At 34.8% G+C, this 25,633-nt stretch carries 27 protein-coding genes; 20 read left to right on the top strand and 7 right to left on the bottom strand.

Annotated features, from left to right (window positions below):
* Positions 1 to 246: IS3 family transposase (locus tag HOY35_RS08880; RefSeq protein ID WP_172285821.1), on the top strand; the 246-nt coding region annotated here is incomplete at its 5' end.
* Between the two features lie 73 nt (positions 247 to 319).
* Here HOY35_RS08880 and HOY35_RS08875 read toward each other — a convergent pair.
* Positions 320 to 1,147, bottom strand: a complete 828-nt coding sequence (locus HOY35_RS08875; protein ID WP_172212537.1) for a MurR/RpiR family transcriptional regulator — start codon at positions 1,145 to 1,147, stop codon at positions 320 to 322.
* A 155-nt stretch (positions 1,148 to 1,302) separates the two neighbouring features.
* Between HOY35_RS08875 and rpiA the strand changes: the two genes are divergently transcribed.
* The 3 genes from rpiA (at position 1,303) to HOY35_RS08860 (ending at position 3,529) form a co-directional block, all read left to right on the top strand.
* Entirely contained in the window at positions 1,303 to 1,965 is a 663-nt protein-coding gene (gene rpiA / locus HOY35_RS08870) for a ribose 5-phosphate isomerase A (protein WP_172212535.1), read from the top strand.
* A gap of 39 nt (positions 1,966 to 2,004) precedes the next feature.
* Complete coding sequence (locus HOY35_RS08865; RefSeq protein ID WP_172212533.1) at positions 2,005 to 2,982, top strand: Gfo/Idh/MocA family protein; 978 nt, start codon at positions 2,005 to 2,007, stop codon at positions 2,980 to 2,982.
* Positions 2,983 to 3,061: 79 nt separating this feature from the next.
* On the top strand, positions 3,062 to 3,529 hold the full coding sequence (locus HOY35_RS08860) for an RpiB/LacA/LacB family sugar-phosphate isomerase (protein WP_172212531.1): 468 nt from the start codon (positions 3,062 to 3,064) through the stop codon (positions 3,527 to 3,529).
* Between the two features lie 136 nt (positions 3,530 to 3,665).
* Here the strand turns inward: HOY35_RS08860 and HOY35_RS08855 are convergent, their stop codons facing one another.
* Both HOY35_RS08855 and HOY35_RS08850 read right to left on the bottom strand, forming a co-directional pair.
* On the bottom strand, positions 3,666 to 4,277 hold the full coding sequence (locus HOY35_RS08855; protein WP_172212529.1) for a flavin reductase family protein: 612 nt from the start codon (positions 4,275 to 4,277) through the stop codon (positions 3,666 to 3,668).
* A 21-nt stretch (positions 4,278 to 4,298) separates the two neighbouring features.
* Positions 4,299 to 5,342 (bottom strand): ring-cleaving dioxygenase, encoded by a 1,044-nt coding sequence (locus HOY35_RS08850; RefSeq protein WP_172212527.1) that lies wholly within the window; start codon positions 5,340 to 5,342, stop codon positions 4,299 to 4,301.
* 219 nt (positions 5,343 to 5,561) lie between these two features.
* On the opposite strand from HOY35_RS08850, the gene HOY35_RS08845 reads away from it, so the two are divergent.
* From HOY35_RS08845 to HOY35_RS08830, 4 genes are all read left to right on the top strand, one after another.
* The gene (locus tag HOY35_RS08845; RefSeq protein ID WP_172212525.1) at positions 5,562 to 6,656 is read left to right on the top strand and encodes a hypothetical protein; all 1,095 of its coding nucleotides are present in this window, start codon (positions 5,562 to 5,564) and stop codon (positions 6,654 to 6,656) included.
* A gap of 24 nt (positions 6,657 to 6,680) precedes the next feature.
* On the top strand, positions 6,681 to 7,397 hold the full coding sequence (locus HOY35_RS08840) for an O-methyltransferase (RefSeq protein WP_172212523.1): 717 nt from the start codon (positions 6,681 to 6,683) through the stop codon (positions 7,395 to 7,397).
* A gap of 138 nt (positions 7,398 to 7,535) precedes the next feature.
* Positions 7,536 to 8,519, top strand: a complete 984-nt coding sequence (locus HOY35_RS08835) for a peptidylprolyl isomerase (protein ID WP_172212521.1) — start codon at positions 7,536 to 7,538, stop codon at positions 8,517 to 8,519.
* Between the two features lie 200 nt (positions 8,520 to 8,719).
* Positions 8,720 to 9,433 (top strand): GntR family transcriptional regulator, encoded by a 714-nt coding sequence (locus HOY35_RS08830; RefSeq protein WP_172212519.1) that lies wholly within the window; start codon positions 8,720 to 8,722, stop codon positions 9,431 to 9,433.
* 287 nt (positions 9,434 to 9,720) lie between these two features.
* Here HOY35_RS08830 and HOY35_RS08825 read toward each other — a convergent pair whose 3' ends face one another.
* Positions 9,721 to 11,157, bottom strand: coding sequence for a hypothetical protein (locus HOY35_RS08825; RefSeq protein WP_172212517.1), 1,437 nt, complete (start codon positions 11,155 to 11,157; stop codon positions 9,721 to 9,723).
* Positions 11,158 to 11,554: 397 nt separating this feature from the next.
* Between HOY35_RS08825 and HOY35_RS08820 the strand changes: the two genes are divergently transcribed.
* The 10 genes from HOY35_RS08820 (at position 11,555) to rplS (ending at position 21,254) form a co-directional block, all read left to right on the top strand.
* A complete protein-coding gene (locus HOY35_RS08820) occupies positions 11,555 to 12,772 on the top strand; it encodes an ammonium transporter (RefSeq protein WP_172212515.1) in 1,218 nt (405 codons plus the stop codon).
* A gap of 47 nt (positions 12,773 to 12,819) precedes the next feature.
* Positions 12,820 to 13,161: a P-II family nitrogen regulator gene (locus HOY35_RS08815; protein WP_172212513.1), complete on the top strand. Its 342-nt coding sequence runs from the start codon at positions 12,820 to 12,822 to the stop codon at positions 13,159 to 13,161.
* 312 nt (positions 13,162 to 13,473) lie between these two features.
* On the top strand, positions 13,474 to 14,565 hold the full coding sequence (gene serC, locus HOY35_RS08810; RefSeq protein WP_172212511.1) for a 3-phosphoserine/phosphohydroxythreonine transaminase: 1,092 nt from the start codon (positions 13,474 to 13,476) through the stop codon (positions 14,563 to 14,565).
* Between the two features lie 13 nt (positions 14,566 to 14,578).
* The gene (locus HOY35_RS08805) at positions 14,579 to 15,748 is read left to right on the top strand and encodes a phosphoglycerate dehydrogenase (RefSeq protein WP_172212509.1); all 1,170 of its coding nucleotides are present in this window, start codon (positions 14,579 to 14,581) and stop codon (positions 15,746 to 15,748) included.
* A gap of 289 nt (positions 15,749 to 16,037) precedes the next feature.
* Complete coding sequence (murB, locus tag HOY35_RS08800; RefSeq protein ID WP_172212507.1) at positions 16,038 to 16,940, top strand: UDP-N-acetylmuramate dehydrogenase; 903 nt, start codon at positions 16,038 to 16,040, stop codon at positions 16,938 to 16,940.
* A 41-nt stretch (positions 16,941 to 16,981) separates the two neighbouring features.
* Entirely contained in the window at positions 16,982 to 18,124 is a 1,143-nt protein-coding gene (locus HOY35_RS08795; protein WP_172212505.1) for an ABC transporter ATP-binding protein, read from the top strand.
* A complete protein-coding gene (locus HOY35_RS08790) occupies positions 18,105 to 18,920 on the top strand; it encodes an ABC transporter permease (protein ID WP_172212503.1) in 816 nt (271 codons plus the stop codon). Before HOY35_RS08795 ends, HOY35_RS08790 begins: the two co-directional genes overlap by 20 nt.
* Positions 18,904 to 19,689, top strand: a complete 786-nt coding sequence (locus HOY35_RS08785) for an ABC transporter permease (protein WP_172212501.1) — start codon at positions 18,904 to 18,906, stop codon at positions 19,687 to 19,689. The genes HOY35_RS08790 and HOY35_RS08785 overlap by 17 nt, the downstream gene beginning before the upstream one ends.
* On the top strand, positions 19,673 to 20,737 hold the full coding sequence (locus HOY35_RS08780; RefSeq protein WP_172212499.1) for an ABC transporter substrate-binding protein: 1,065 nt from the start codon (positions 19,673 to 19,675) through the stop codon (positions 20,735 to 20,737). The genes HOY35_RS08785 and HOY35_RS08780 overlap by 17 nt, the downstream gene beginning before the upstream one ends.
* Before the next feature lie 166 nt (positions 20,738 to 20,903).
* Complete coding sequence (gene rplS, locus HOY35_RS08775) at positions 20,904 to 21,254, top strand: 50S ribosomal protein L19 (RefSeq protein ID WP_172212497.1); 351 nt, start codon at positions 20,904 to 20,906, stop codon at positions 21,252 to 21,254.
* A 126-nt stretch (positions 21,255 to 21,380) separates the two neighbouring features.
* On the opposite strand, the gene HOY35_RS08770 is transcribed toward rplS, so the two are convergent.
* Positions 21,381 to 21,839 (bottom strand): MarR family winged helix-turn-helix transcriptional regulator, encoded by a 459-nt coding sequence (locus HOY35_RS08770; RefSeq protein ID WP_172212495.1) that lies wholly within the window; start codon positions 21,837 to 21,839, stop codon positions 21,381 to 21,383.
* Positions 21,826 to 22,251 (bottom strand): hypothetical protein, encoded by a 426-nt coding sequence (locus HOY35_RS08765; protein WP_172212493.1) that lies wholly within the window; start codon positions 22,249 to 22,251, stop codon positions 21,826 to 21,828. The genes HOY35_RS08770 and HOY35_RS08765 overlap by 14 nt, the downstream gene beginning before the upstream one ends.
* A gap of 265 nt (positions 22,252 to 22,516) precedes the next feature.
* On the opposite strand from HOY35_RS08765, the gene HOY35_RS08760 reads away from it, so the two are divergent.
* Together HOY35_RS08760 and HOY35_RS08755 are read left to right on the top strand one after the other, a co-directional pair.
* On the top strand, positions 22,517 to 23,320 hold the full coding sequence (locus HOY35_RS08760; RefSeq protein WP_249641515.1) for an AP2 domain-containing protein: 804 nt from the start codon (positions 22,517 to 22,519) through the stop codon (positions 23,318 to 23,320).
* Between the two features lie 132 nt (positions 23,321 to 23,452).
* Positions 23,453 to 24,187 carry a LytTR family DNA-binding domain-containing protein gene (locus HOY35_RS08755; protein ID WP_172212491.1) on the top strand — a complete coding sequence of 245 codons (735 nt, stop codon included), beginning with the start codon at positions 23,453 to 23,455 and terminating at the stop codon, positions 24,185 to 24,187.
* 174 nt (positions 24,188 to 24,361) lie between these two features.
* Here the strand turns inward: HOY35_RS08755 and HOY35_RS08750 are convergent, their stop codons facing one another.
* Positions 24,362 to 25,630: a GHKL domain-containing protein gene (locus HOY35_RS08750; protein WP_172212489.1), complete on the bottom strand. Its 1,269-nt coding sequence runs from the start codon at positions 25,628 to 25,630 to the stop codon at positions 24,362 to 24,364.
* Positions 25,631 to 25,633 lie beyond the last annotated feature (3 nt).

The following is a 25,633-nucleotide window of genomic DNA, read 5'->3' as shown; positions in this document are numbered from 1 at the left end:
GTAAAACAGAAAAACGTTATCCAAAGTATGTCCCGTAAGGGTACACCTTCAGATAACGCTCCAATAGAGTCGTTTCATGCCTCACTAAAGTCAGAAACGTTCTACATCTCAAAAGAGCCGATAGGCTCTAATACTAGAGTAATCGATATTGTAGAAAAATACATCTATTTTTGGAATCATAATAGAATTTTATCCAAATTAGGGTATCTTTCGCCCGTTGAATACCGATCAGCAAGATTAAATTGAGTCGCTCTTTTTATTTTGTATCAAAAAGTAGTTGCACTTCCGCAGAGTCTTAGCGCCTTTTTTTAATTATCAGCTAGATTTTTTCATCTGCTAAGTAATCTTCATGCAAACGGACATGTGCCTTACGTTCTTGACTTTCCGATAATAGTAAAAATAATAATTCAATCACATACATAGCAGCAATTCGGGAAAAGTAATATTCCTTGTGAAAAAAATGCTCATGACTCATTGTTGTCAGATGATAATCTGAAAGCTTGGCGATTGGTGATTTAGGGTGATTGGTGATTGCTAAAATCTTAATGCCTTTTTTTTGCGCAATTTCAATGTTTTTTAAAAGAACCTTGGCCTCACCCGAGTTTGAAATGACGACTAATAAATCATCAGTCTGCATATTCATCGTATAGGCAAGCTGTGTTTGCCAGCTTTCAAAAACGACAGCTGATAATCCGATTTGATTAAAGCGATAGGCCGCATCAATCGCAACAGGTGTTGTATTACCTGACGCGGTAAAATGAATGATGCGTGTCTGCTCAAGCTGACGTAGTACCTTTTTTAGCATACTGACATCTATATTTTGAGTTGTCGCTAATATTTCGGTTGATTTATTATGGGCAATTTGTTCAAGCCGCTGAGTCAATGTTGCCTTTTTAAAGGGAATTGTTTGGGCTTCTGGCTCATTTGCCAGCTTAGCCAGTTCGATTTTTAGCTGATGAAAACCAGTTAGGCTGAGCTTTTTGCAAAAGCGAGAAATTGTTGCTTCACTTACGTGGCTTTTTTCAGCTAAAACAGCAATTGGTAAGTCGAAAACCTCCTTGGCATTTGCCAAGATGTAGTCAGCAATTTTCTTTTCGGCATTGAAAAAAGAATGATAATTTTGTTGGATTTGGTCTAAAATGGTCAATTTTCTGCCGCCTTTCTGAGATACTCTCCAGTGAATTATACGAAAAAATAGCTTAAAAGTATAGCTTAAAAAAGTCTTGTGAAATTTAATTTCTTGAGTTATAATTTGTATGAAATTTAATTTCTTTAAAATAGTGGATATGAAAGAGGTGGCAGATGGAGATAAAAGAAAAAATTGCATATGAGGCCTTAACGCTGCTTAGAGAGGATATGGTTATTGGTTTAGGTGGTGGTTCGACGGTTGCATTATTAGCTAAAAAAATTGCGCAAGCTGATTTTCAAAATATTTCAGTTTTTACACTTTCTGATGAAACACGCAATGCTTGCCAAGCAGTAGGGCTTAAGATAATTGATATTGATTCCGTTAGTCAGTTAGATTTTAGCTTTGATGGCTGTGATTTGGTAGATTATGAGCTACGGGCATTAAAGACGTTAGGTGGCATTCAAACTCAGGAAAAAATAACTGCGGCCTTATCCAAGCGTTATATTTTATTGACTACAGCAGATAAATTTCAAGAAAAATTAGTGCTTGATTTACCGATTTGCTGTGAAGTGATTCCTGACGCCATGCCCGCGGTTAGACAATTTATGGCATCGCGAGATTTAACTGGGAAATTAAGGTTGATTAATCAGGAACCGGAAGTCACTAAATACGGCAATTATCTGCTTGATTTAAGCTGGCGCTCAGATGAAAAACCAGAAGTAATTTCTGAGCTATTAAATCAACAAATTGGGATTGTCTCACATAGTCTCTTTATCAATCAAGTAACTGATGCTTTAGTAGGGTATAATGAGACCGTTGAGCATTATGGTCGTTAGTAAATGAATTTAATAAATAAAATGAATGGAGTAAAAATTATGAGTACATTTAATTGGGGCATTATTGGCTCGGGCTGGATTGCTGGAGAAATGGCAGCTACTTTAAATCAAGTACATGGCGAAATTTATGCTATTACGAGTCAGCCATCTGAAGCATTAGATGAGTTTGTGGCAAAGCATCAGATTAAACATCTATATACTAATTTAGAAGAAATGCTTAAAGATGATGCGCTAGATATTGTCTATGTGGCTACACCACACCATTTACACGCAGAAATGATTGAAGCATCACTGAAGGCCGGCAAGCACGTATTATGTGAAAAAGCGATTACAATCAATAGCAGACAATTGGAGTATTTGCTTGAAATTGCTCGTGAAAAGAACTTAATTTTAATGGAAGCGATGACTGTTTTTCACATGCCAATCTTTAAAAAATTATCAGAGAAAGTTAATAATGGCTTACTTGGTGAGATTAAGCTTCTGCAAATCAATTTTGGTAGTCATAAAGAATATGATGTTAAAAATCGTTTCTTTAATCCTAATTTAGCAGGTGGTGCATTGCTTGATATTGGTGGTTATGCGACGAGTGTTGCGCGTCTATTTTTGAAATCACAGCCTGAGCTTTTAATGACCACGGTGAATTATTTTGAAACGGGTGTGGATGAAGAATCGGCAACTATTTTGAAAAATAAAGAAGGGCAAATGGCTGCGATTACCTTAACAATGCAGGCAAAACAACCTAAACGTGCTTTAATTGCTGGTGAAAAAGGGTATCTTGAGATATATGACTATCCGCGAGGCAATAAAGCCTATTTCACTGAAACCTTAACTGGTCAAACAGTTGAAATTGAAGCTGGTGAACAAGAAAAAGCACTTGCCTATGAGGTTTATGACTTTGAAGGATTTATCCAAAATGCTGATTTAGATGGTGCGATTGGGTTAACACTAGATGTGATGAAAATATTAGATAAAATTCGGGAAGAATGGGGATTTGTCTATCCGTTTGAAGTCAAATAAATATTTGAAGTATTAATTTTAAAATGTTAGGCTTACAATGCAAGACGACTCATAAACAGTTTTAAAAGGAGAAGCAAAAATGAAAATTATTATGGCGAGTGACCATGCTGGTGTTGATTTGAAATTAGAAATTAAAGCATTTTTAGAATCAAATGGTCATACAGTAGAAGACATGGGACCATATACTAAAGAACCTGCGGATTTGTCCGATTATGTTTATCCAGCTTCTTTAGCAGTAGCCAAGGGTGAGGCAGAGCGCGGCATTTTTGTTGATGGGGTTGGCTATGGCAGTGCGTTAATTGCCAATCGTATTTATGGCTTGGATGCAGTTGTTTGTCAGGATCCATTTTGCGCAAAGCTCGCACGTGAGCATACCGATAGTAATGTTCTCTGCTTAGGTGGTAAAATTATTGGCTCTGCGATTGCACTTGAGATTGTTAAAATATGGATGACGACAGATTTTCTAGCGGAAGAAAAGTATATTCGTCGCGTTGAAAAAGTAAAGGCAATCTCAGAAAAGCATCTGAAACCACTGTCAGAAATTTAACTAAGATACTAATGAAAAATAAGAGGCTAGGATTATTTATCGCAATTCCTTTAATTAGTATAAAAAACTAATTGATTGAATTAGCTAGATATTCCAAGCCTCTTTTTATTATACTCAAAGTAGTAATAAATATATATTAGCTTGGTCGTGTAATATTGAAAATATTGCCAAGTTCAGCATATTCATTACCCGCCAGCCGAGCGATTGGCTTTAATTGCTGAGTGGAGATATAAAATTGATTTAAATCAATTATTCTTTCATCAATTATAAAATTTTTAATCTCTAAAAGAAAAAAATCAGTCAAAACAAGTTCTTTTTCAATAATTGGAATATGTTGATATAAAACAGTCTCAAATCTGACGGAGCTATTTTTGATACTAGGCACTGATATAAGCTCGCTTGCTTGTGTTTCGATGCCAAAAGAAGCAAGCTCTGACACCGTACTTGGCAGATTTTTAGCGGTAAGATTCATTTCTTTAACATTATCTGGATTGATTAAATGTACAACGGCTTCTTTTGTCTGTAATAGATTATTTGCAGTGTCCTTTCGCATACCGCCATTCAATATTGCAACAGAGAGCAATGGTTTACCCACGGCAACAGCATTAAAAAAGCTAAATGGGGCAGCATTGACAATACCCGCAGTATTCTGAGTGGTAATCCAAGCAATTGGACGCGGTACAATTATACCAGTTAATAATTTATACTGAAGACTACTGCTTAATTGCTCGGGCTTAAAGTGCTTCATCTTTTTTCCTTTCGACTAGCTTTAACGAATAATATCAGTGATTTTCCATTCTACTGTCCTTTTACTTCTCGCATCTGCTGTATCAAGTGGTCGTAATTTTGCTGCTGCTTGCGCTTTTGTTGCCTCATCATCTGGGAATAGATGGGGTGGTAGGCTTAGCTGCAAACCAGCCTTCTCTTTAGCCTCATCCACCCAAAAGCCAGGGCCATCAGTAGCGATTTCAAATAAAATTTGTGGTGCGACTCTAAAGTATTCAGATTGAAAATAAAAACGATCAACTAGCCCAGATTGCGGTAAGCGGAAGCTTTTAAGTCGATTAATCCAATAATTGAGACCTTCTTGATCTTTAACACGAAGTGCCAAGTGATGAATGCTGCCGTAGCCTTCTATTGCAGGCGAACTATTGGTGTCTTCTTCAATAATAATGGAACCACCATTTCCACCTAATCCTACTTCGTATAGATGAAGGTTGCCCGCTTGTGCCGTTTTTCTAAAGCCTAAAACGGATTCTAAAGCTAATGTGATGAGCTCCAAATTATTAACAGCAACGAAAACAGGCCCCAAGCCGGTAATGGCGTGCTCTAAGGATACATTCGACTGCTTCCATGGTTGCCCGCTTGCAACACCGAGGTTATTTTCATCGGAAATCAATTGATATTGTTGCCCATCAAAATCTTCAAATTCAAGATACTGCTTGTCAAATCTCATTTGAATTGCTTGGTGCTTAATGCCAGCTTCATTAAAACGATTTTGCCAATAGACTAATGATTGATTAGAGGGTACTCTAAAGCTTGTTCTTTGAATACTATTTGTGCCCTTACTTCCCTTTGGGATATTAGGGAAATCAAAGAAGGTCATATCTGTTCCGGCTGCACCATTTTCATCAGTGAAATATAGATGATAGGTTTGATAATCATCTTGATTGACGGTTACCTTGGCTAGCTGTAGTCCTAAAATATTACTAAAAAATTCATAGATATGCTGAGCGCTAGAAGTGATTGCAGTGACATGATGAATGCCTTTTAATTGAAATTGTTCCTTGATGTATAATTCATTATTAGCCATATTTTCCTCCAATATTTAACTTACTAAAAGTAAGTATAAAGGTTTGCCACAAGATTGCAAAGATATTGCTTGGCAGACTAAAATTTTCTGAATGCTTGGTAGGTTGTTATAAATATCTTGTGATAGAATAGTATTTAGTTAATAACGTGTTAGCATCAAGATTAGCTGTATGTTGTCTTTACCTTAAAATATAAATTGATTGAGAAACGGGGGAAAGTATTGAGAAGAGTTGTTCATGTTAGTTTTTTTTCTAATAGTCTAAATGTAAATTATCATCAAAAAGTGGATGAAACTGAGCCGCTTGAGAATGTCAAACAGACTGCTCAAAATATTTATGCACATCACTTTGATGAACAGGCATACCCTAATGCTAGCATTAATCTTCAAATTTTAGAGCTAATGAATGCGGTTAATCAAACGGTTTTTTTTAAGGTTGAATTTTTAAGTGCGCGTTCAGTAATAGCAATTGAAAAATTAATTGAAATTATTAATCAGTTATTCTTAAATTTTGCGATTATCAATATCTATACGGAATATTCAAGTGGCTCAAGAATATATTATTTTGAAATATTGCCACTATACTTTGATGCAAGCGGTTCGAGACTAAATATTGATTTAAAGCAGGCGATTAGCCAACAAAACGCATCGGTTAAGCAAAATGCTTTAGCTTTCTATTTAGAAAAGGAATTAACTCGTTATATCTATCAATTTACAGGTGCCAAGGATAGTCTCGATGATGATGATTTCTCAAGCTCTGAGGTTGATGCGCTCAGAAGAGGTGACACGCAGGCGATCAGCCTTAATCTAGCCAAGAGTGAAGGCTTTGAAAAACTGGTGCTTGAAAATTACCATCTAAAGCTTGAATTGCAAACGGTTCGGACAACATTACTTGCCTACTCAGCTGACGATAAGCACGATGAGCGGTTAGACGTGATGGTTAAGCAGCCTATTTTGGAGTATCAAATGATTTTGCGTTCAGCTTTGACCTTGGAAGCAGCATGGAATTATTATTTGAAGATTCTAAAGAAATTGTCATTAGAGCTCAATCCAGAAATTAAACGACTTTTTTCGGGTCAATCTTTTGAAGCGATTGAATTTCAAAAAGAATATGAGCAAATTGATATCGCTATGCTACAAAAGGAAGTCGAATGGATTGATGCGCGAGTTAAATTAGTACGTAATGTTGGTCGCCAATTGATAGCAGTTAAAATCTTAGCTGCCGATTTAGAAAGAATGAAAGTGATTAGCCAGTATTCAGAGTTAATTAAACGAGAGAACATTCGCTTAAACGCTTTGCTGGAAACAAGATATTAGAATAATTGAAAGGAAGTATGGTGAATGTCAGTTCTACCAAATAGTCCACGAAATGAAATGATGAATCGACCAGTTGTCCAACCAGAAGTAGTTAAATATATGCGTCAAAAATTAAGACCACTGCATGGTGAATTGCGAGAGGTACAAAAGGAAGCACAGAAAAAAAATGTACCAATTATTCCGCAGGAAACGGTGGCGTTTATGCAATTTTTGCTTGGTCAAATAAAGCCGCAGAAAATTTTGGAAATTGGTGCTGCCGTGGGCTTTTCTGCAAGCTTGATGAGTGAGATTTTACCGCAGGCTGAGGTGACAACTATTGATCGTTATGATGTAATGATTAAACAGGCTAAAAATAATTTTAAACGCTTGGATTTAACAGAGAAAATTACGCTGCTTGAAGGCGAAGCGGCAGAAATATTAAAAACATTACCAAGTGATACGTATGATTTTATTTTTATGGATTCAGCCAAGTCTAAATATATCGTTTTTTTACCTGAAATACTAAGAATCATGAAAAAGGGTGCTGTTTTAATGGTTGATGATGTTCTGCAAGGTGGTACAATTGTTCAGGATTTTTCTGAAATTCCTAGAGGCAAACGGGCAATTCACAAAGGATTGACGAAGTTTTTAGATTCTGTACTAAATTGTGAGGGCCTAACAACTTCAATTGTCCCGCTCGGCGATGGTTTAGTATTAATAACGAAAGAAAATGATTATGTAAAAATATTGTCAAATAATTAAATTGTTTTCTAAAAAAAGGATAATTTTTACTTAAAATATATTGCTAAAAACCAGTTTTATGTTAGTATGAAAAAGATAAAGATTGAATGAGAAATTAGAAATGGGAAATAATTAGGATTACTAGGAGAGTAAATTTCAATGAAAAAAAGTAAAAAAGTTATCGCTGGTGTTGTATCCTTAGTGGCTGTTGCGACCTTAGCAGCATGTTCATCATCTAAAGATATTGTAACAATGAAGGGTGCTACGATTACAGTAGAGGATTTTTATGATAAGGCTAAAACACAAAGTACTAGTCAAAGTATTGTCCGTGATTTAACTATTTATAAGGTCTTCACTGATAAATACGGTGATAAGGTTTCTAAGGATGATGTTAACGATGCCTTTGATAAGCAAAAGGATAGCTATAACGAGCAAAATGCGACCGATGATGATAAAAATCCATTTGCAACAGCCTTATCTTCAGCTGGTTATACAGAAGCAACCTTTAAAGAATACTTAAAAAACAATTTATCTTTAGAGGCGGGCTTAAAGGCCAATATCGAGATTAAGGATGCAGATTTAAAAACTGCTTGGGAAAGCTTCCATCCAGAAGTAACTGCGTCAATCATTAAGGCAGATTCTGAGGATGATGCGAAAGCAATTTTAGCTTCTGTTCAAGCTGAAGGTGCTGATTTTGCTTCAATTGCTAAAGATAAATCTACTGATACCGAAACAAAAGCAGATGGTGGTCAAGTTAAGTTTGATTCAACCTCGACTACGGTTCCTGCTGAAGTACAAACAGCTGCATGGGATTTAGCAGATGGTGAGATTTATGGTTCGGTGATTTCATCTACTAATTCGTCAACCTATACGACTTCTTACTATGTGCTCAAAATGGATAAGAATTCTAAAAAAGGCAATGATATGTCTAAATATAAGAAAGAATTAAAGAAAATTGCTGAAGAAACGAAGCTGAATGATCAGACTTTTGTAACAGAAGTAATTGCTAAGGAATTAAAGGCAGCAAATGTTAAGGTGAAGGATTCAGCATTTGATTCGGCATTAAGTAGCTTTATCTCAACTGATTCATCATCTTCAAGCTCAAGCACGACTTCATCGAGCTCATCATCATCTTCTAAATAAAAATTAATTTGAGTACAAAGGCTTGCAAGCAATTTTAGCTTGCCCTTTGTGCTTTTTTATTAATATTATTATTATATATATATTTTTACATAAATTGGTATACTTCAGTGACAGCGTAAACAATCAAGGTTATAATAAAAGCTAAAGTAATTGAGCTGAAAGGCCAACTAATCGTTGAAGTGGGTAGTGAACGGGGGATAATGATGGATTCTGGTGAAAAGACGCCAATTTATATTCAAATACATGATGAATTGAAACGAAGAATTGAACAGGGCGTTTGGAAAATTGGTGAACGTTTACCAAGTGAGCGTGAGCTTTCAATTCAATTTGATGTCAGTCGAATGACATTAAGGCAAGCAGTGCTAAACTTAGCTGAGGAGGGGATTGTTGAACGAAGAATCGGTTCAGGTACCTATGTAGCGAGTAAGAAAGTACAAGAAAAATTAAGTGGCACAACCAGCTTCTCTGAACTGATGCTTGCTCAAGGTAAGGAGCCCTTTAGTGAGCTGATTTCTTATTTTGTGACTAAGCCGAGCATTGTTGAATGCGAGGCGTTAGAAATTACTGAGGATCAATGGGTTGTACGCATGGAGCGTGTGAGATATGGAGATTTGATTCCAATTTGTTATGAGGTTGCAACGATACCTCATTATTTAGTCAAAAACGTCAATAAGGATGAGGTTTCTAAACATTTCTACCAAACGATTGAAAAGCTCGGGCACGAAATTGGGGGTAACTCTCAAAAAATTTCGGCGAGTACCGCGAATGAAAAAACAGCTGATTTACTTGAATTAAAACGTGGTGATGCAATTTTAAGGCTAAGACAAATATCCTATCTAAAGGATCAAAGGCCCTTTGAGTATGTTCTGTCGCAATATGCTGGTAATCGATTTGAAATTTTACTCGAAAAATAGGTTATCATGTGGTAAGTCATGCTTGGAAAATAACCAAGATAATTTTGTAGATAGATAAATATTAGTTCTGAAATAATTGATAATAAAAAGAAGATTTGGCAAATGATGTTAAATGAACTGATAGAAAAGTGAGAAGCAGGCCTAGCTTGTTTCTCACTTTTCTATCGATTTAACCCATTATATAGCACTGTTTACTGATGCTAGAGGTTAGGACTTATTATGCCGCTCAAAAAAGCTAGTCCAGCCTCTTTTTGAGTTTAATTTAGCTTTGAATTAATTGAATAAAATTAGCTATCAATCAATTCATACTGATAGGTAACCCATGAGCTATATGCTGTGCCTACAACGTAGTATGGTGTATCAACCGGTACAGGCATTGGATAAATATTAGTTGGGATTATTTTTAATTTTAGCTGATAGCCCGGAATATCAATTGTCGGTGATTCAACAAGCTCACCAGGCTTTAATTGAACGCTTGTTGGTAAATTAGCTTTGCTTAGAGCGGCCTTAAAGGCATCGATTTCTGTTTGAGATTGACTATAAATGCCGTATGAAAGATTTACAGTCATCTCTTGTGGTGTAAAATAAAATTTTAATCCTTCAAAATTGCCATCTTTAAATGCTTCGTCGTAAATTCTATCGCCAATCTGGTAGGCTTGTCCCTTGTAGTAGGCATGGCTAAATTTATAGCCACTCCATACGTTAACAAATGCCGAATTAGTATCTAAATTTGGCACCTTAACATAGCCATCAATTGGATTGTAATCTAAATAAGGCGAGCTATAAAGAAAATCAGTGAAGCTATAAAGCTTTGTGTCATCGACTTCGTCCAATAAATAGCCTGAGCCACCCATAGAATCCAATCGGATACTTGGAATTAAATTTTGATCGGCATTATGATTATTAGCATTCCAAGTGCTGTCAGAAGCCGATGCTGACAGACTGCTAAGCGTGCTATTTTTTTTGTATTGACTGGTTGAAGCCGAATTTGAAGTGCTGTATAAGGTACTTGAATTATATGATTGGCTTGTTGATGCCGATGCTGAGAGACTCCCGATTTGACTGATACGCAATGAGCTACTTTCTGAGCTTGAATTAGCTAAACTTGCTAGATTACTGGAACGTATTGCTTGACTCGTTGAAGTCGAAGCAGCTAGACTGCTTACCTGACTGATACGCAATGCGCTACTTTCTGAGCTTGAATTAACTAGGCTTGTCAAGTTGCTAGAGCGTATTGCTTGACTCGCTGAGGCGGAAGCAGATTGGCTGCTTACCTGACTTGCACGCAATGAATTGCTTTCTGAGCTTAAGGCTGACTGATTTGATAGAGTATCGCTTGTGCTATGAGATTGGTTGATTGCTTCAGAATTTAAAGCGCTATCATTTTCGTAATTTGCTTCTGAAAAGGAGGTTGATAATGATAGGCTAGTATAATCAAAGCTTGTTTGTGATTGGCGAGCGTAGGCCACGGCATTCTCTTCAAAAGTAGCATTATTAATTGCTTCTTCTGAACTCACATTTTTTGAAGGTGCCTTTTCCTCATACGATGATTGTGCTTGCTCATTAGGTGGAATTGTTGCTATCTCTTGATTTGCCAAGGTATCTATCGTTGTAGTAGTGGCGGTCTGAATTTCTGCTGCATAAGCGCCCTCTGTTGTCGTTCCGAGTGCACCACCTAATGCTGTAATTCCTGCTAATACCCATTTTTTACTTTCTTTATTCACTTAATCACTCCTTAATCTGCCAAAATAATCAAATGCTGCTATCTCCAATCTGCGTTTCATTTAGAGGAGAGTAGCTAATTTGTATTTGCTTACTTTTTGATAATTTATTTTAAATTTAGCATAATTCAAAATATTTTATTTAAATGTTTTTTTTAAAAGAAAAAAATAAAAACAAATAAATTTAAAATTTCTTTTTCATTAATTTAATGGTTAGAAATTGGTCTACTCCATAAAGCGACTAATGTTCGTAATGAAAGCGCTAAATGTAATTTAACATAACATGACATGTGAGAATTGACAGATTTTTTAGAATTTTTAGAAAAAAACGCTTTTCAAATCGGTGTCGCTGTGTTAGATTTTATAACATAACAAAAATAAAAAGAAAAAGGAGTAAGTTATGGAAGCAGGAAATATTGCATTTATTATTACTTGTACTGCGTTGGTATTTCTAATGACACCAGGATTATCATTTTTCTATGGTGGCCTATCTAGAAGGAAGAATGTTCTTAACACAATGATGATGTCGATAATGGTTATGGGTATCGTATCATTGCTTTGGGCTGCGTTTGGCTATTCACTTGCCTTTAGTGGAGATGGCAGCTTTATTGGAAATTTGGATAAGGTATTTCTGAATGGTGTAGATACGCTAAAGGGTGATCCATATCCTGAGGGCTTGACAGTCGTCTTTCAAATGATGTTTGCATTGATTACGACAGCTATTTTAACGGGTGCTGTAGCTGGTAGAATGCGCTTTTCAGCGATTTTCGTCTTTATTGCTGTCTGGGTGTTAGCAGTCTATGCGCCATTGGCACACATGGTTTGGGGCGGTGGCTTCCTTGCCGAAATTGGTTCAATTGACTTTGCTGGTGGTAATGTTGTTCATATCAGCTCAGGTATCTCTGGATTAGTTGTAGCAATTGTACTTGGTAAACGTCGTGAATTTAATAAATTAGATTATCGACCACATAATATTCCCTTCGTTGTACTAGGTATGGGCTTATTATGGTTCGGCTGGATTGGTTTTAATGCTGGTAGTGCTGGTGTGGCTGATGGGATAGCTGTTCATGCTTTATTAACTACTTGTATTGCTGCTGCGTGTGCGATGCTATCATGGATGCTAATTGAAAAAGTCTTAATTGGCAAACCAACAGTTGTTGGTGCATGTACAGGTGCTGTCGTTGGCTTGGTAGCCATTACACCGGGTGCAGGATTTGTATCCTTATGGAGTTCTTTCATTATTGGTGCTTTAGTAAGCCCGTTCTGTTACTATTTTATTTCAGTCTTGAAGCACAAGCTTGGCTTAGATGATGCTTTAGATGCCTTTGGTTGTCATGGTGTTGGCGGTATCTTCGGCGGTATCGTAACAGGTATTTTTGCTCAACCTGAAATTAATGGTCAAACAGGTTTAATATACGGTGGTGTTGACTTATTTATTGCCCAAATTGAATCAATTATCTTTACTTTAATCTTTGCTTCAGTTATTTCATTTATAATCATCTCAGTTATTAAGTTATTCATGAAAATTCGAGTTAGCGATCGTGAAGAAGCAATCGGGATGGATGATACTGAGCATGAAGAAACTGCTTACCCAACATTTATGGGCTTAGATTCATAATTGCAAGTCTTTACTAGCAAAATTAAGTGGATTGGAAAGGGAAGAATATGAAAAAAATTGAAGCGATTATTCGTACGGAGAAGCTTGAGGATATTAAGGCTGCGTTAGATAGTGGTGATTTGGCAAAGGGCTTGACAGTTTCTCAGGTATTGGGTCATGGTACGCAAAAGGGCTTTGCTGAATATGTTCGTGGTCAGGAAATTTTGACAACCTTACTAGCAAAAGTCAAATTAGAAATTATTACAACGGATGAACGAGCTGAAAAGGTGGCAGAATTAATTGAGGCGACTGCAAAAACAGGAGAAGTCGGCGATGGTAAAATTTTCATTTATCCAGTAGATGAGGTTATCCGCATTCGTACAGGTGAACGCGGTGAGGCTGCCATTTAATAGCAGAAATGACTGTGGTAATGCGTTCATGAGTATTACTTATAATAGATAATGTCAAAAGCATTTTGGTCTCTACACTTTGTAGAAGCCAAAATGCTTTTTATAATTTTGATATGTCTGGTAGCGATTTAGACTATCAATCCATAAAATATCTTGATTATAGGGCTTTTCCTTTTTGGTCATAATAGTATTTTTTTGTTTTAAACGAATATTTAGAAGGATTTTTTTTGATTTCTAGTATTTATACTATTTTTCACAAACTATTTTTGCTATAATCAAAATTGTCAGAAAATTTAATAATGGAGGAAATAAATGGCAATTTATAACTTTTCAGCAGGACCAGCTGTCTTGCCAAAGCCTGTCTTAGAATTAGCACAACGCGAGCTACTTGATTACCAAGGAAGTGGTATGAGTGTGATGGAATTATCCCATCGTCAAAAAGAGTTCGATGATATTATTAAAGAAGCAGAAGCTTTATTGCGTGAATTGATGGCAATTCCCGATAATTATAAAGTAATGTTCCTACAAGGCGGCGCCTCCACACAGTTTACAATGATTCCATTGAATTTGGCCAAAGGGAAAACTGCTTGTTATGTTGAAGCGGGTTCTTGGGGTAAAAAAGCCTATGGTGAAGCGAAAAAGCTTTCTGAAGCGCTAGGGACATTCGATGTGAAATTAATCGCAAGCTCAGCTGACAAAAACTATTCTGAATTACCAGAGGTAGATCCTAATGCAATTCCAAAGGATGCTGCTTATTTACATATTACAACGAATAATACAATTGAAGGAACGACTTGGTATCAGTTACCAGATACAAATGGTGTGCCATTAGTAGCTGATATGTCTAGTAATATTATGTCTGTTAGATATAAGGTTGAAGATTTTGCATTGATTTATGCAGGGGCACAAAAAAATATTGGACCGGCTGGTGTTACAGTTGTGATTATTCGTGAGGATTATCTAAACGTGGAACCAACGCTTTCAGCGATGCTTGATTACAAGATTCAGGCTGATAATAATTCACTCTACAATACGCCACCAACCTTTGCAATTTATATTGCTAAGCTAGTTTTTGAATGGGTTAAATCAATGGGCGGTGTCGATGAGGTTGAAAGATTGAATCGTGAAAAGGCTGAGCTATTATATACGGCAATTGATGAATCCAATTTATTCAGCTCACCAGTTAAAAAAGCAGATCGCTCTTTAAACAACATTCCTTTTGTGACACCTTCTAAGGAATTAGATGCTTTATTTAATCGTCAGGCTGATGAAGCAGGTTTTAAAAACATCAAGGGACATCGTAGTGTCGGCGGTATGCGTGCATCAATTTATAATGCTTTTCCATTACAAGGTGTTTTAGATTTAATTGACTTTATGGAAAAATTTGAAAAAAATAACGGATAATAGGGGAAATTAGATGACTTTTGCAGTAAAAACGTTTAATAATATTAATCCTAAGGGTCTTGAATACCTTGGAAATGATTTTCAAGTTGATGGTGAAATCAGTCCAGAAGCTTTTATTTTACGGAGTGAAAATTTACATGAGTATGAATTCCCAGAAAGTCTATTAGCGATTGCGCGCGCAGGTGCAGGTACCAATAATATTCCAATCGCTGAGGCTTCAAAACAAGGAATTGTGGTCTTCAATACACCCGGTGCAAATGCTAATGCGGTGAAAGAAGCAGTGTTGGCTTCTTTACTGTTTTCAGCACGTGATTATATTAAAGCAAGTGCTTGGACTCAGGCTTTGACCGGTGAAAATATTCCAAAGCAGGTTGAGGCGGGTAAAAAACAATTTGCTGGTACTGAAATTCAAGGTAAAAAGCTTGGTGTTATTGGTTTGGGTGCCATTGGTGCCATGGTGGCTAATGATGCTTATCGCTTAGGTATGGAAGTGGTTGGTTATGATCCTTATGTTTCTGTTGAAACAGCTTGGAGTATTTCACGTCGTGTTGGTCGTGTCGATGACGTCAACGATATCTTTGAAACCTGTGATTATATTACAATTCATGTACCTTTAACGGATGAAACAAGAGGGATTATTGGTCGTGAGGCCTGTCAAAAAATGAAACGTGGAACGGTCGTTTTAAACTTTGCTCGTGGTGAATTGGTAGACAATGAAGCGATGTTTGGTGCACTTGAGGCTGGTGTGGTACGTAAATATATTACTGACTTTGGCACGGATCAGGTATTACATCATGAAAATATTACTGTCTTACCACACGTAGGCGGTTCGACTGAAGAGGCAGAATTTAACTGTGCTGTCATGGCTAGTCAAACAATTCGTCGTTTTCTTGAAACAGGAGAAATCATTAATTCTGTCAATTTCCCAAATGTGAAGCAGGTTTTAGCTGCACCAACTCGAATTACCTTAGTTCATGAAAATGTGCCTAATATGATTGGTCGTATTTCAAAAGCGGTTTCGGATTTTGAAATTAATATTGATAACTTAGTTAACCGTTCACGCGGTGATTATGCCTATACGTTACTTGATATTGAAGAAGAAGATGAAACTAAAATCCAAGGTATTTTAGCACGTTTTAATGCCGCAGAAAATGTATTGAGAGCAAGATTAATTAGAAAATAAATATTATTTTAAATCAAAGCAATTGTTCGAGATGAGCAATTGCTTTTTTATTGTCGATTTATCAAAGCAACTTTTTATCTTCAGCTATTATCAATTATAAATAATATGATTGAGGCTATTTTCATAGATAGTATGCTGGAGAAATAAATGGTAAAATAAAAAAAGAATTGGCTAGAGATAGTGCTAGAACAATCTGCTTTTTTTCTAATCAATTTTCTTTATTTTTTAATTAATAATAATTATTCTATATTTATAATTATTAAATAATCGACACGAGGTGTAAATATAAATGATAGACAAAGATGAAATTGAAGGCTTATTTAGTAGTTATACTTATTATCTAGATTATCCAATTAGCGAATATACTTATACTAAGGTAGGTGGCAAAGCCGACCTATTATTTTTTCCAAAAACAGTTTTGGAATTAGCAAAAATTCGTCAATATGCAACGAATCGTCAAATTCCGCTAATCGTACTTGGTAATTCAAGTAATTTGATTGTTAGAGATGGCGGTATTCGAGGCATTGTTGTAATGCTAGAGCAGATGAATCAGGTTCAGATTTCAGGAGCTCAGATGACAGCTTTTGCGGGTGCTAAATTAATTGAAGTCTCAGAGCTGGCAAGAGATGCTTCCTTAACTGGTTTGGAGTTTGCAGCAGGTATCCCCGGCTCAGTAGGTGGTGCTGTTTTTATGAATGCAGGTGCTTATGGCGGTGAAATTTCGGATGTTTTTATCAGCTGTCAAGTGATGCTGACTGATGGCCATGTAGAGACTTGGACAGCAGAACAAATGTCTTTTAGCTATCGAATGTCAGCAATTCAAAAAAAAGAAGTGATTTGTGTTTCGGCGACCTTTCAATTAGAGGTTGGGAATATTAGCGAAATTGCGTCTGAAATGGAAGCCTTAAATGCGCAACGGTGTGCTAAGCAGCCATTAGATTTGCCTTCCTGTGGTTCTGTTTTTAAAAGGCCGGCCGGCTATTTTACTGGTAAGCTAATTCAGGATGCAGGACTTCAAGGGAAAATACTAGGTGGTGCTCAAATTTCTGAAAAGCATGCTGGCTTTATTGTTAATCTTGGTACGGCAACAGCAAGTGATTATGAGAATCTGATTGAATTTATCATTAAAGCTGTTCAGGAAAAATTTGGTGTCACCTTACAGCCTGAGGTACGTATTATTGGTCAAAAATAATGATTACGCCCTGTGAAATCGGCGTATAAACGGAGGATGAATTGGCGAACTTAATTGAGTTAAAAGATATTGTAAAAACTTTTGATGATAGTGAGACTCCTATTTTGAAAAAGATTAGCTTAGAGATTGAATCTGGTAAATTTTATACTTTATTGGGTTCTTCAGGGAGTGGTAAATCGACCATTCTAAGCTTGATTTCAGGTCTGTTAGAGCCTGATAGTGGTGATGTTTTGCTCAATGGTGAGAGAATTAATCAAATTCCCGCTGAGAAGCGACCGATAAATACTGTATTTCAAGATTCGTCAGCATTATTTCCGCATATGAATGTTTTTGAGAATGTCGCATTTGGATTGGTTATTAAAAAGGTGCCGAAGCTGGAAATTCAAAGACGAGTTCGAGAGGCGCTCTCCTTGGTTCGCTTGTCCGAATTTGAAAATCGGTCAATTGATCGTCTTTCTGGTGGTCAAAGACAGCGTGTCGGTATTGCAAGAGCAATTGTTAATGAACCGGAGGTTCTGTTATTAGACGAACCGCTATCAGCACTGGATTTACGTTTAAGACGAGAAATGCAGATTGAATTACGTGAGCTACAAAAAAGGTTGGGTATTACGTTTATTTTTGTGACGCATGATCAAGAAGAAGCATTGACGATGAGTGATGAAATTTTTATCATGAATGATGGTGAAATTGTACAATCAGGTACGCCAAGTGATATTTATGACGAACCAATCAATCATTTTGTGGCAACCTTTATCGGTGATAGTAATATTATCGATGGTGTGATGCTTGAGGATTACTTAGTTGAGTTTGTTGGCAAGCGCTTTGAGAGTGTTGATGGGGGTATGCGACGTAATGAACCTGTCGAGGTAGTAATTCGTCCGGAGGATTTAGTAATCACAGCTGAAGAGCAAGGGAAAATTACGGTGACGGTGAAAACTCAGCTTTATCGTGGTAGTGATTACGAAATTAGAACTGAAGATGAGCTTGGCAATATTTGGTTGATTCATTCGACGCGTCAAGCAATCGTCGGTGAGGTGGTTGGCTTGGATTTTGAGCCTGAGGCAATCCATGTTATGCGGTTTAATGAGACAGAAGAAGATTTTGATGCTCGAATTGAAGAGTATGTTGAGGATGTTGAAGTAGAAATTGGTTTAATCAGTGAGGATGAGCAAAGTGAAGAATAGATCATTTTATTTAATGCCTTATTTATTCTGGATTGTCTTTTTTGTTTGCTTACCATTATTTTTGATTATTTATCAAGCATTTTTTATTAATAATCAATTTACGATGATTAATTTCGTAACCTTTTTTAAAAATGGTGTTTATTTAAGAATGACTCTTAACTCAATTTTTTATGCATTAATCATTACCTTAGTGACCTTTGTTATAAGCTATCCTACAGCCTATATATTGACAACCTTAAAGCATAAGCAGCTTTGGTTGATGCTAGTTGTCTTGCCGACTTGGATTAATTTGCTTTTAAAGGCTTATGCCTTTATCGGTCTTTTTGCAATTCACGGTAGTGTTAATGACTTCTTGGGATTTTTAGGTATTGCACCACAGCAGATTTTGTTTACAAATTTTAGTTTTATTTTTGTCGCAAGCTATATTGAGCTACCATTTATGATTTTACCAATTTTTAATGCATTGGAAGAAATTTCACCTTTACAGCTTAAAGCGAGCAGTGATTTAGGTGCAAATTTTTGGCAAAAATTTCGTTATGTTATCTTTCCACTATCAATAAATGGCGTTAAAAGCGGTTTTCAAGCGGTGTTTATTCCTTCGCTTAGTCTTTTTATGCTAACTAGATTGATTGGTGGTAATCGAGTTATTACTCTGGGGACAGCAATTGAGGAGCATTTTTTAGTCACTCAAAATTGGGGAATGGGCTCAATGATTGGTGTGATATTAATTTTTGCGATGCTTGTAACAATGTTTCTAACGCGTGAAGGAGGTAAGAGGCATGAAGCGATTAAGTAGATTGTATTTAGTCTTTGTATTTCTCCTACTTTATATACCAATTTTTTATTTAATGCTTTATGCTTTTAATAAAAATGGCACGATGAATGCTTTTACAGGTTTTACACTTGAGCATTTCGAAACTTTATTTTCTGACACTAGGTTATTAATTATTGTGCTCAATACCTTTCTCCTTGCTTTTTTAAGTGGTCTGATTGCAACAATTATTGGTACTTTTGGTAGTATTTTTTTGCATTTTAGCAAAAGAAAAACTAGAAATATATATTTATCGTTGAATAATATTTTATTAGTCTCTCCTGATGTAATGATTGGTGCCAGTTTTTTAATTTTATTTACCTATCTTGGTTTTAAATTAGGTTTTTTATCTGTTTTATTGAGCCATGTTGCCTTTAGTATCCCAATCGTAGTGCTGATGGTATTACCAAAGCTAAAGGAAATGAATTTATCAATGATTTCTGCAGCTAAGGATTTGGGTGCAAATGAGCTTCAAATTTTACGTCGTGTATTATTACCCTTTTTGACTAATAGTATTATTGCTGGCTTTTTTATGGCTTTTACTTATTCGCTAGATGATTTTGCGGTTACTTTTTTTGTTACAGGTAATGGCTTCTCAACGCTTTCAGTTGAAATTTATTCAAGAGCAAGACAAGGTATTAATTTAGAAATTAATGCATTAAGTTTAATTGTGTTCTTGTTTAGCTTACTTTTAGTAGTTGGTTATTATTTTATTTCAAAGGATGAGGGAGGGCGTCGTGAAAAAGTTAATTAGTTTTTTTCTAGGTATTTTGACGATAATCCTCTTGTTATTTATTGGTGCTAGGAGTTTTGATCAATCACAGGTGACATCAGCTGATAATGGTCTTACGATTTATAATTGGGGCGATTATATTGACCCCGATTTAATTAAGCAGTTTGAAAAAGAAACTGGCTATCATGTGACGTATGAAACATTTGATTCAAATGAGGCGATGTATACAAAGATAAAGCAAGGTGGAACCTCTTATGATCTAGCAATACCTAGTGAATATATGATTGAAAAAATGAAGGACGAGAAGCTACTCATCAAGCTAAATCATTCCAAAATTAAAGGTCTTGAGAATATTGATGAAAGATTTTTGAACCAGTCCTTTGATTCAGGTAATCAATACTCAATCCCATATTTTTGGGGTACTTTAGGCATCGTATACAACGATCAAATGATTAGTACGCCACCTGAGCATTGGAATGATTTGTGGGATAGTCAATATCGGAATGGTCTAATGCTAATCGATGGTGCGAGAGAAATCATGGGACTTAGCCTAAATTCATTAGGATATTCCTTGAATAGTAAAAATGATGCAGAGCTTATTGCAGCAAGCGACCACCTAAAGCAATTAATGCCGAATGTTAAAGCAATTGTTGCAGATGAAATCAAAATGTATATGATTCAAAATGAGGCGAAGGCAGCAGTAACCTTTTCTGGTGAGGCTTCAGAAATGTTAGCTGAAAATGAACATTTGCACTATGTTATACCAAGTGAGGGAAGCAATCTTTGGTTTGACAATATGGTGATTCCGAAAACGGTGAAAAATCAAGCTGGTGCTTATGCGTTTATTAATTTTATGCTCATACCGGAAAATTCGGCTAAAAATGCTGAATATATTGGTTATTCGACACCAAATAAAGAGGCGGAAAAGCTCTTGCCAAGGTCAATTGCCTCTGATGAGCAGTTTTATCCAAATGAAGCTGTTTTGAAAAATCTGGAGGTTTATCAAAATTTAGGCTCAAAATATTTAGAACGTTATAATGATTTATTTTTAGAGTTTAAGATGAGTTAAATGATTTGATGCATTGCATTTTTTTGATTTGAATTTTGTTTATCTGAAAAATAATCTTTACATTAATTGAGATTCGTGTTAAATTATAGAGCGTGAGTATTCACATATTACTGTAATCCGCTTAAATGAATATTTTAAAGATTGCAATGAATGGAGAAATGATAAAATGAGAAATCCGTTAATCGAAGCATTAACAGCAGAACAATTACGCACAGACATTCCTAAATTTCGTGCAGGTGATACGGTAAAAGTTCATGCAAAGGTTGTCGAAGGTACACGTGAACGTATTCAGATTTTTGAAGGTGTCGTTATTAAACGTCGTGGCGCTGGTATTTCTGAAACATACACAGTTCGTAAAGTTTCAAATGGTGTTGGTGTTGAGCGTACATTCCCTATCCATACACCACGTGTTGATAAGATTGAAGTTGTTCGCTACGGTAAAGTACGTCGTGCAAAACTTTATTACTTACGCGCATTACATGGTAAAGCAGCACGTATCAAAGAAATTCGTCGTTAATATTGATGATTTAAACCCTTGTCTATCAAGGGTTTTTTTTTTATGATTAGGATGGGCGAATAGAAATAGTGAGCATATGAAGCGACAAGTAAACTAAAATTTTAATTTAGTTTACTTGTCGCTTTTTTATTGAAGATTGTTGTCAATTAACTTAAGTAATAACTCATTAAATAACGATTTATCAAAATTTAAGGCACTGAAGAATTGAGTGTCTACTTCTTCTACCATTGGTAGCGCTTTATCTAAAATAATTTGTCCTGTATCAGTCAATTTAACCGTTTTTGCTCTGGAGTCTTCTTTTGATACAAGACGAATTACTAAGTGTGCTTTTTCCAAATTTCTAATAATCGTTGAAACCGTCATAACATCTATATCAGATTGTCGGGAAATTGCAATTTGTGTTACTTCGCCCTTGTTTTGACTTAAGTAACCTAGGGCTGCTAAAACAATAAACTGCGGATGCGTTAATTTTATCAAGGCCAGTTTATCTTTAATAGCTCTGTGCCATAGATTATAAGTTTTTATGAATGATAATCCAATAGATTGAGAAGCGTTGTCTTTAAACTCTGAATTAAACTGTTTCATTTGCAGCCTTGATTAACGAGAACACAGAAGCCGGTACATCTGCAAAGATTTGTGAAATAAAATCTAAATCTTCGATACTAGGTCTTCTATCAGCTGGAACAAATTCTACTGAATGCTTGATAGAATTTTGAGCATTTTCAGTAATAATTTCATGGCTAAAATAAATATCTCCAAGTTTTGGGATAGTAGTTTTATCTGTAAAGCTTTTGCCCGTAATTACCGAAACCAGTAGAAAATCCATTGGTGGCTGACCTTCTAGGGTCATACTACCAACAGTACCTTGTTTGAATTTATCCTTTAAGGAAATTTCTTCTAAATCATCTTCCCATTTAAACCACTTGTTAACATCTTCATAATGTTCCCATATTTTTTCAGCTGGTGCGTCTGTTTTTAATTCAAAGCTATATTTCATATTAACTCTCCTTTTAATAAGTGTAATTATAATATAAATGATTACTATATAGCTGTCAACAAAAATATTATGAATATGAATTTATTAATTAATCATAATGTTTTTTATTTTTTAGTCTAGAATACGGTGACGGAATGGTTACATAGCTTGATATTTTAAATTAAAATCGCAAAAGAAAATGAAAGCGCTTCCTAAAACGTGATATAATTAATCATTTTTGTAAAATTAGATTATAGAATGACAGAATTTAGATTGAGAGAAAATTATGAAAAATGATTTGAATTTATTGAATACAAAAATTGGACATTTACAAATAAAAAGCTTAATTCAGGTTAACGGAAGAAAAAAATATCTTTGTCAATGTGATTGTGGCAAAGAGACCGAGGTTTTCGCTCATAATTTAAAAGCTGGAAAAACTCGAAGCTGCGGATGTCAGATGCATCGTGCTAAAAAAAATAATTTTGTTGGTCAACGTTTTAATTATTTGGTTATAAAAAATGAGCTGAAAAAAAGAGATTCAAGTGGCTCTGTAATTTGGAATTGTCAATGTGATTGTGGCAAACAGGTTCATTTAAGCTCAAGACAATTACAAAAAAATAATATTATTTCTTGTGGGTGTCTTAAAAAAACAAGCTTAATTGGAAAGAAATTTGGTTTGCTGTCTGTTTTTGAATACAGTAATAATAAAAATGCTTCTAAGAGGTATTGGAAATGTCAATGTGAATGTGGCAATTTAACGGTTGTCTCACAGGGGAACTTACTTTCTGGTCACACTAAAAGCTGCGGCTGTCTGCAGAAAAAGGAGCAAAGACTATTCGCCGACGGGACTTGCATTGATGTGATTGCAAGTAAAATGGTACCTGTAAACAATCGAAGCGGTCACAAGGGTATTTCTAAAAGTGGTGATAAATGGCTTGCTTATATTACATTTAAGGGTAAAAGATATGCCTTAGGTGCTTTTGAAAATTTAAATGATGCAATTATAGCTAGAAAAAATGCAGAAAATAAATTATTTGAGCCTTTAATAAAAAAGTATTTAAAACAACCAGAATTTATTCAAAATAAATAGATATCACATTTCTTAGATATTAATAATTTTCAATAAATAATAGCTTATTATTTTTTAATTCAATTGATGATAATTTTATGTAGAAAATGGTTATATAAAAGGGGGGGATAAATGATAACCTGCAATTTATATTTGATTGAAGATGATTTTATGTTTAGAAAGACAATAAAAAAGTTTTTAAAGGCCGAAGTAACAAGTAATTTTTCAGTTTTTAATTTTAATATATTAGAAGTTAATGACGTGATTCCTTTTTATAATGGTCTCTCCAACATTACTATTGAAGATTTTGATATTTTTGTAATTGATATTGATTTAAAAATCTATGTGGATGGTTTGGATTTTGGTAAGAAAATTAGAAAGCAAAATCAAAATTGCAAAATTATTTATTTGACTTCAGTAGAGGATCGAGCAATACAAATTATTAATGAAAATATAATTCCAGAAGCCTATCTGATGAAAAGTAGTAATTTAGAGATCACGAAATTTAAATTACAGGACATACTTAAACAAATTGAATCAGATTTTATTCATCAGGAAATAGCAGAAAAGAGCATTATTTTTAATAGTCAAAATATCAATCATTTCGTCTTAATTGACGACATTTTATATCTCAAGGTGTTACCTGGTTTAAAAAATTCAATATTATTAAAAACAAGGGCTAAAGAAATAATAATAGAAGGCTTGATTAGCGAAATAAAAAAAATGTTACCTAGCTCAACGTTTATTTTGAATTTGAAGTCATATATCATACATAAAAATAATATAGATGCTTTTTCGTTAAAAGAGGGTATGATTACTTTTTATAATAATGAAAAACTATATTTAAGTCCCAAATTAATCAACAAAATAAAGAAGAATTATGAATAAATGGAAATGAGTATAAAACTATTATATTTTTCTGTATTTTTGAGCTTTATTAAGAAAAGATAAGTAATTAAAAGTGTAGATAAAAGCTGCAAATTCTAGCGTTGAAATCCAAAAATATACCTGTCTCTTAAGTTAGCACAAGGTCTAGCCTAAGGAGAGGTATATTTTAATATATTAATTGATGGACATAGTAAAAGTAATCCACCCATTTTCAATGTCAGCGGTATAAGTAACATTATTATACATTTTTATGATTTTTACAAAATTGTTTAAACCAATTCCTTGATGATTTTTTTTGCTGGAGTAGCCATTCATAAAAAAGTCACCAATGCCGCTTGACAGGTTTGTGGTATTTCTTACGGTCATCCTTAAGCCGTCATTAACACCAATGATAGCGACATAAATCTTACCTGTTGTACCATCAATTGCATTATTCAATAAAATAGAGGCACATCGAATAAAGTCAATTAAGCCCATATTAATCCTAATAGGCATTTTCTGAATATTAAGCGATAGGTCGATTTTTTTTTCTTGGCAGCTTGAGACAAATTTAAGCAGCAAGCCTTGAATTGCTGGTACTGGAATTGTTCTGATTTGTGAATAATAATTTTCATTAATTAATTCTTTGGAATAGCTTTCGATATTACTCAGGTATTCGCGTGCACCTTCAAGATCGTCAATTTCTAAATAGCCATTCATCGCAATGATTAGTGATTTAAAATCGTGTCTAAAATCATTTGATAATGAAATTTTTTTATCAATATTTTCTCTTTCCTGATAGAGTATCTGAAGCTCAATTCGATTTTTATAAAGCTGGATACTATAAAAAACAAAAAAAATAAAAATGAGTGAATATAATAAAATTAAAATTGTTACATAATAATAGGTAATTTTAAATTCCTTGTATGCGGCATTTTGCCTCATAAAAAATAAGAAAATATCAAAGACAATCAAATTAATTGAGACAAATATATATTTTTTTCTTATCTCACTTAGTGACAGCCATATCTTATAACGGTCATCTAATAATTTTACTAGAAAAATTGAAATTATTAAAAAAAACGCCTGTGTAACATATAATTGCCAAATTTGTAAGCTATCTAATGGATCATTTAATTTAAAATTATGATTTAGAAAATATCTAGGAAGATCATAGGTGGTAGTCCAAGTTAAGACTGCAAAGCCATTTTGAAGAATAATAAAAAGTGCAGGCGTTAGTAGATTTCTTAATTTACGATATGAAAATATAATCTCCATTAAAGTAAAGATGGCCAATGCGATAATTGAGAATGAGTAGCTGAATAATGAAAAACCAAATGCACTAAATAATAGGATAGATAGGATAATAGTGTGCAATTTAGTGAAAAGTCGTCGATAGCCAATCAGCCAAGTCACAATTAATAAGTTAGTGGTCAAAAGAGATATAAAAATGGAATATTCCATAAT

It is taken from the genome of Enterococcus sp. MMGLQ5-1, assembly GCF_013155265.1.
Taxonomy (GTDB): domain Bacteria; phylum Bacillota; class Bacilli; order Lactobacillales; family Streptococcaceae; genus MMGLQ5-1.
This window is presented reverse-complemented; position numbering and strand designations above follow the sequence as displayed.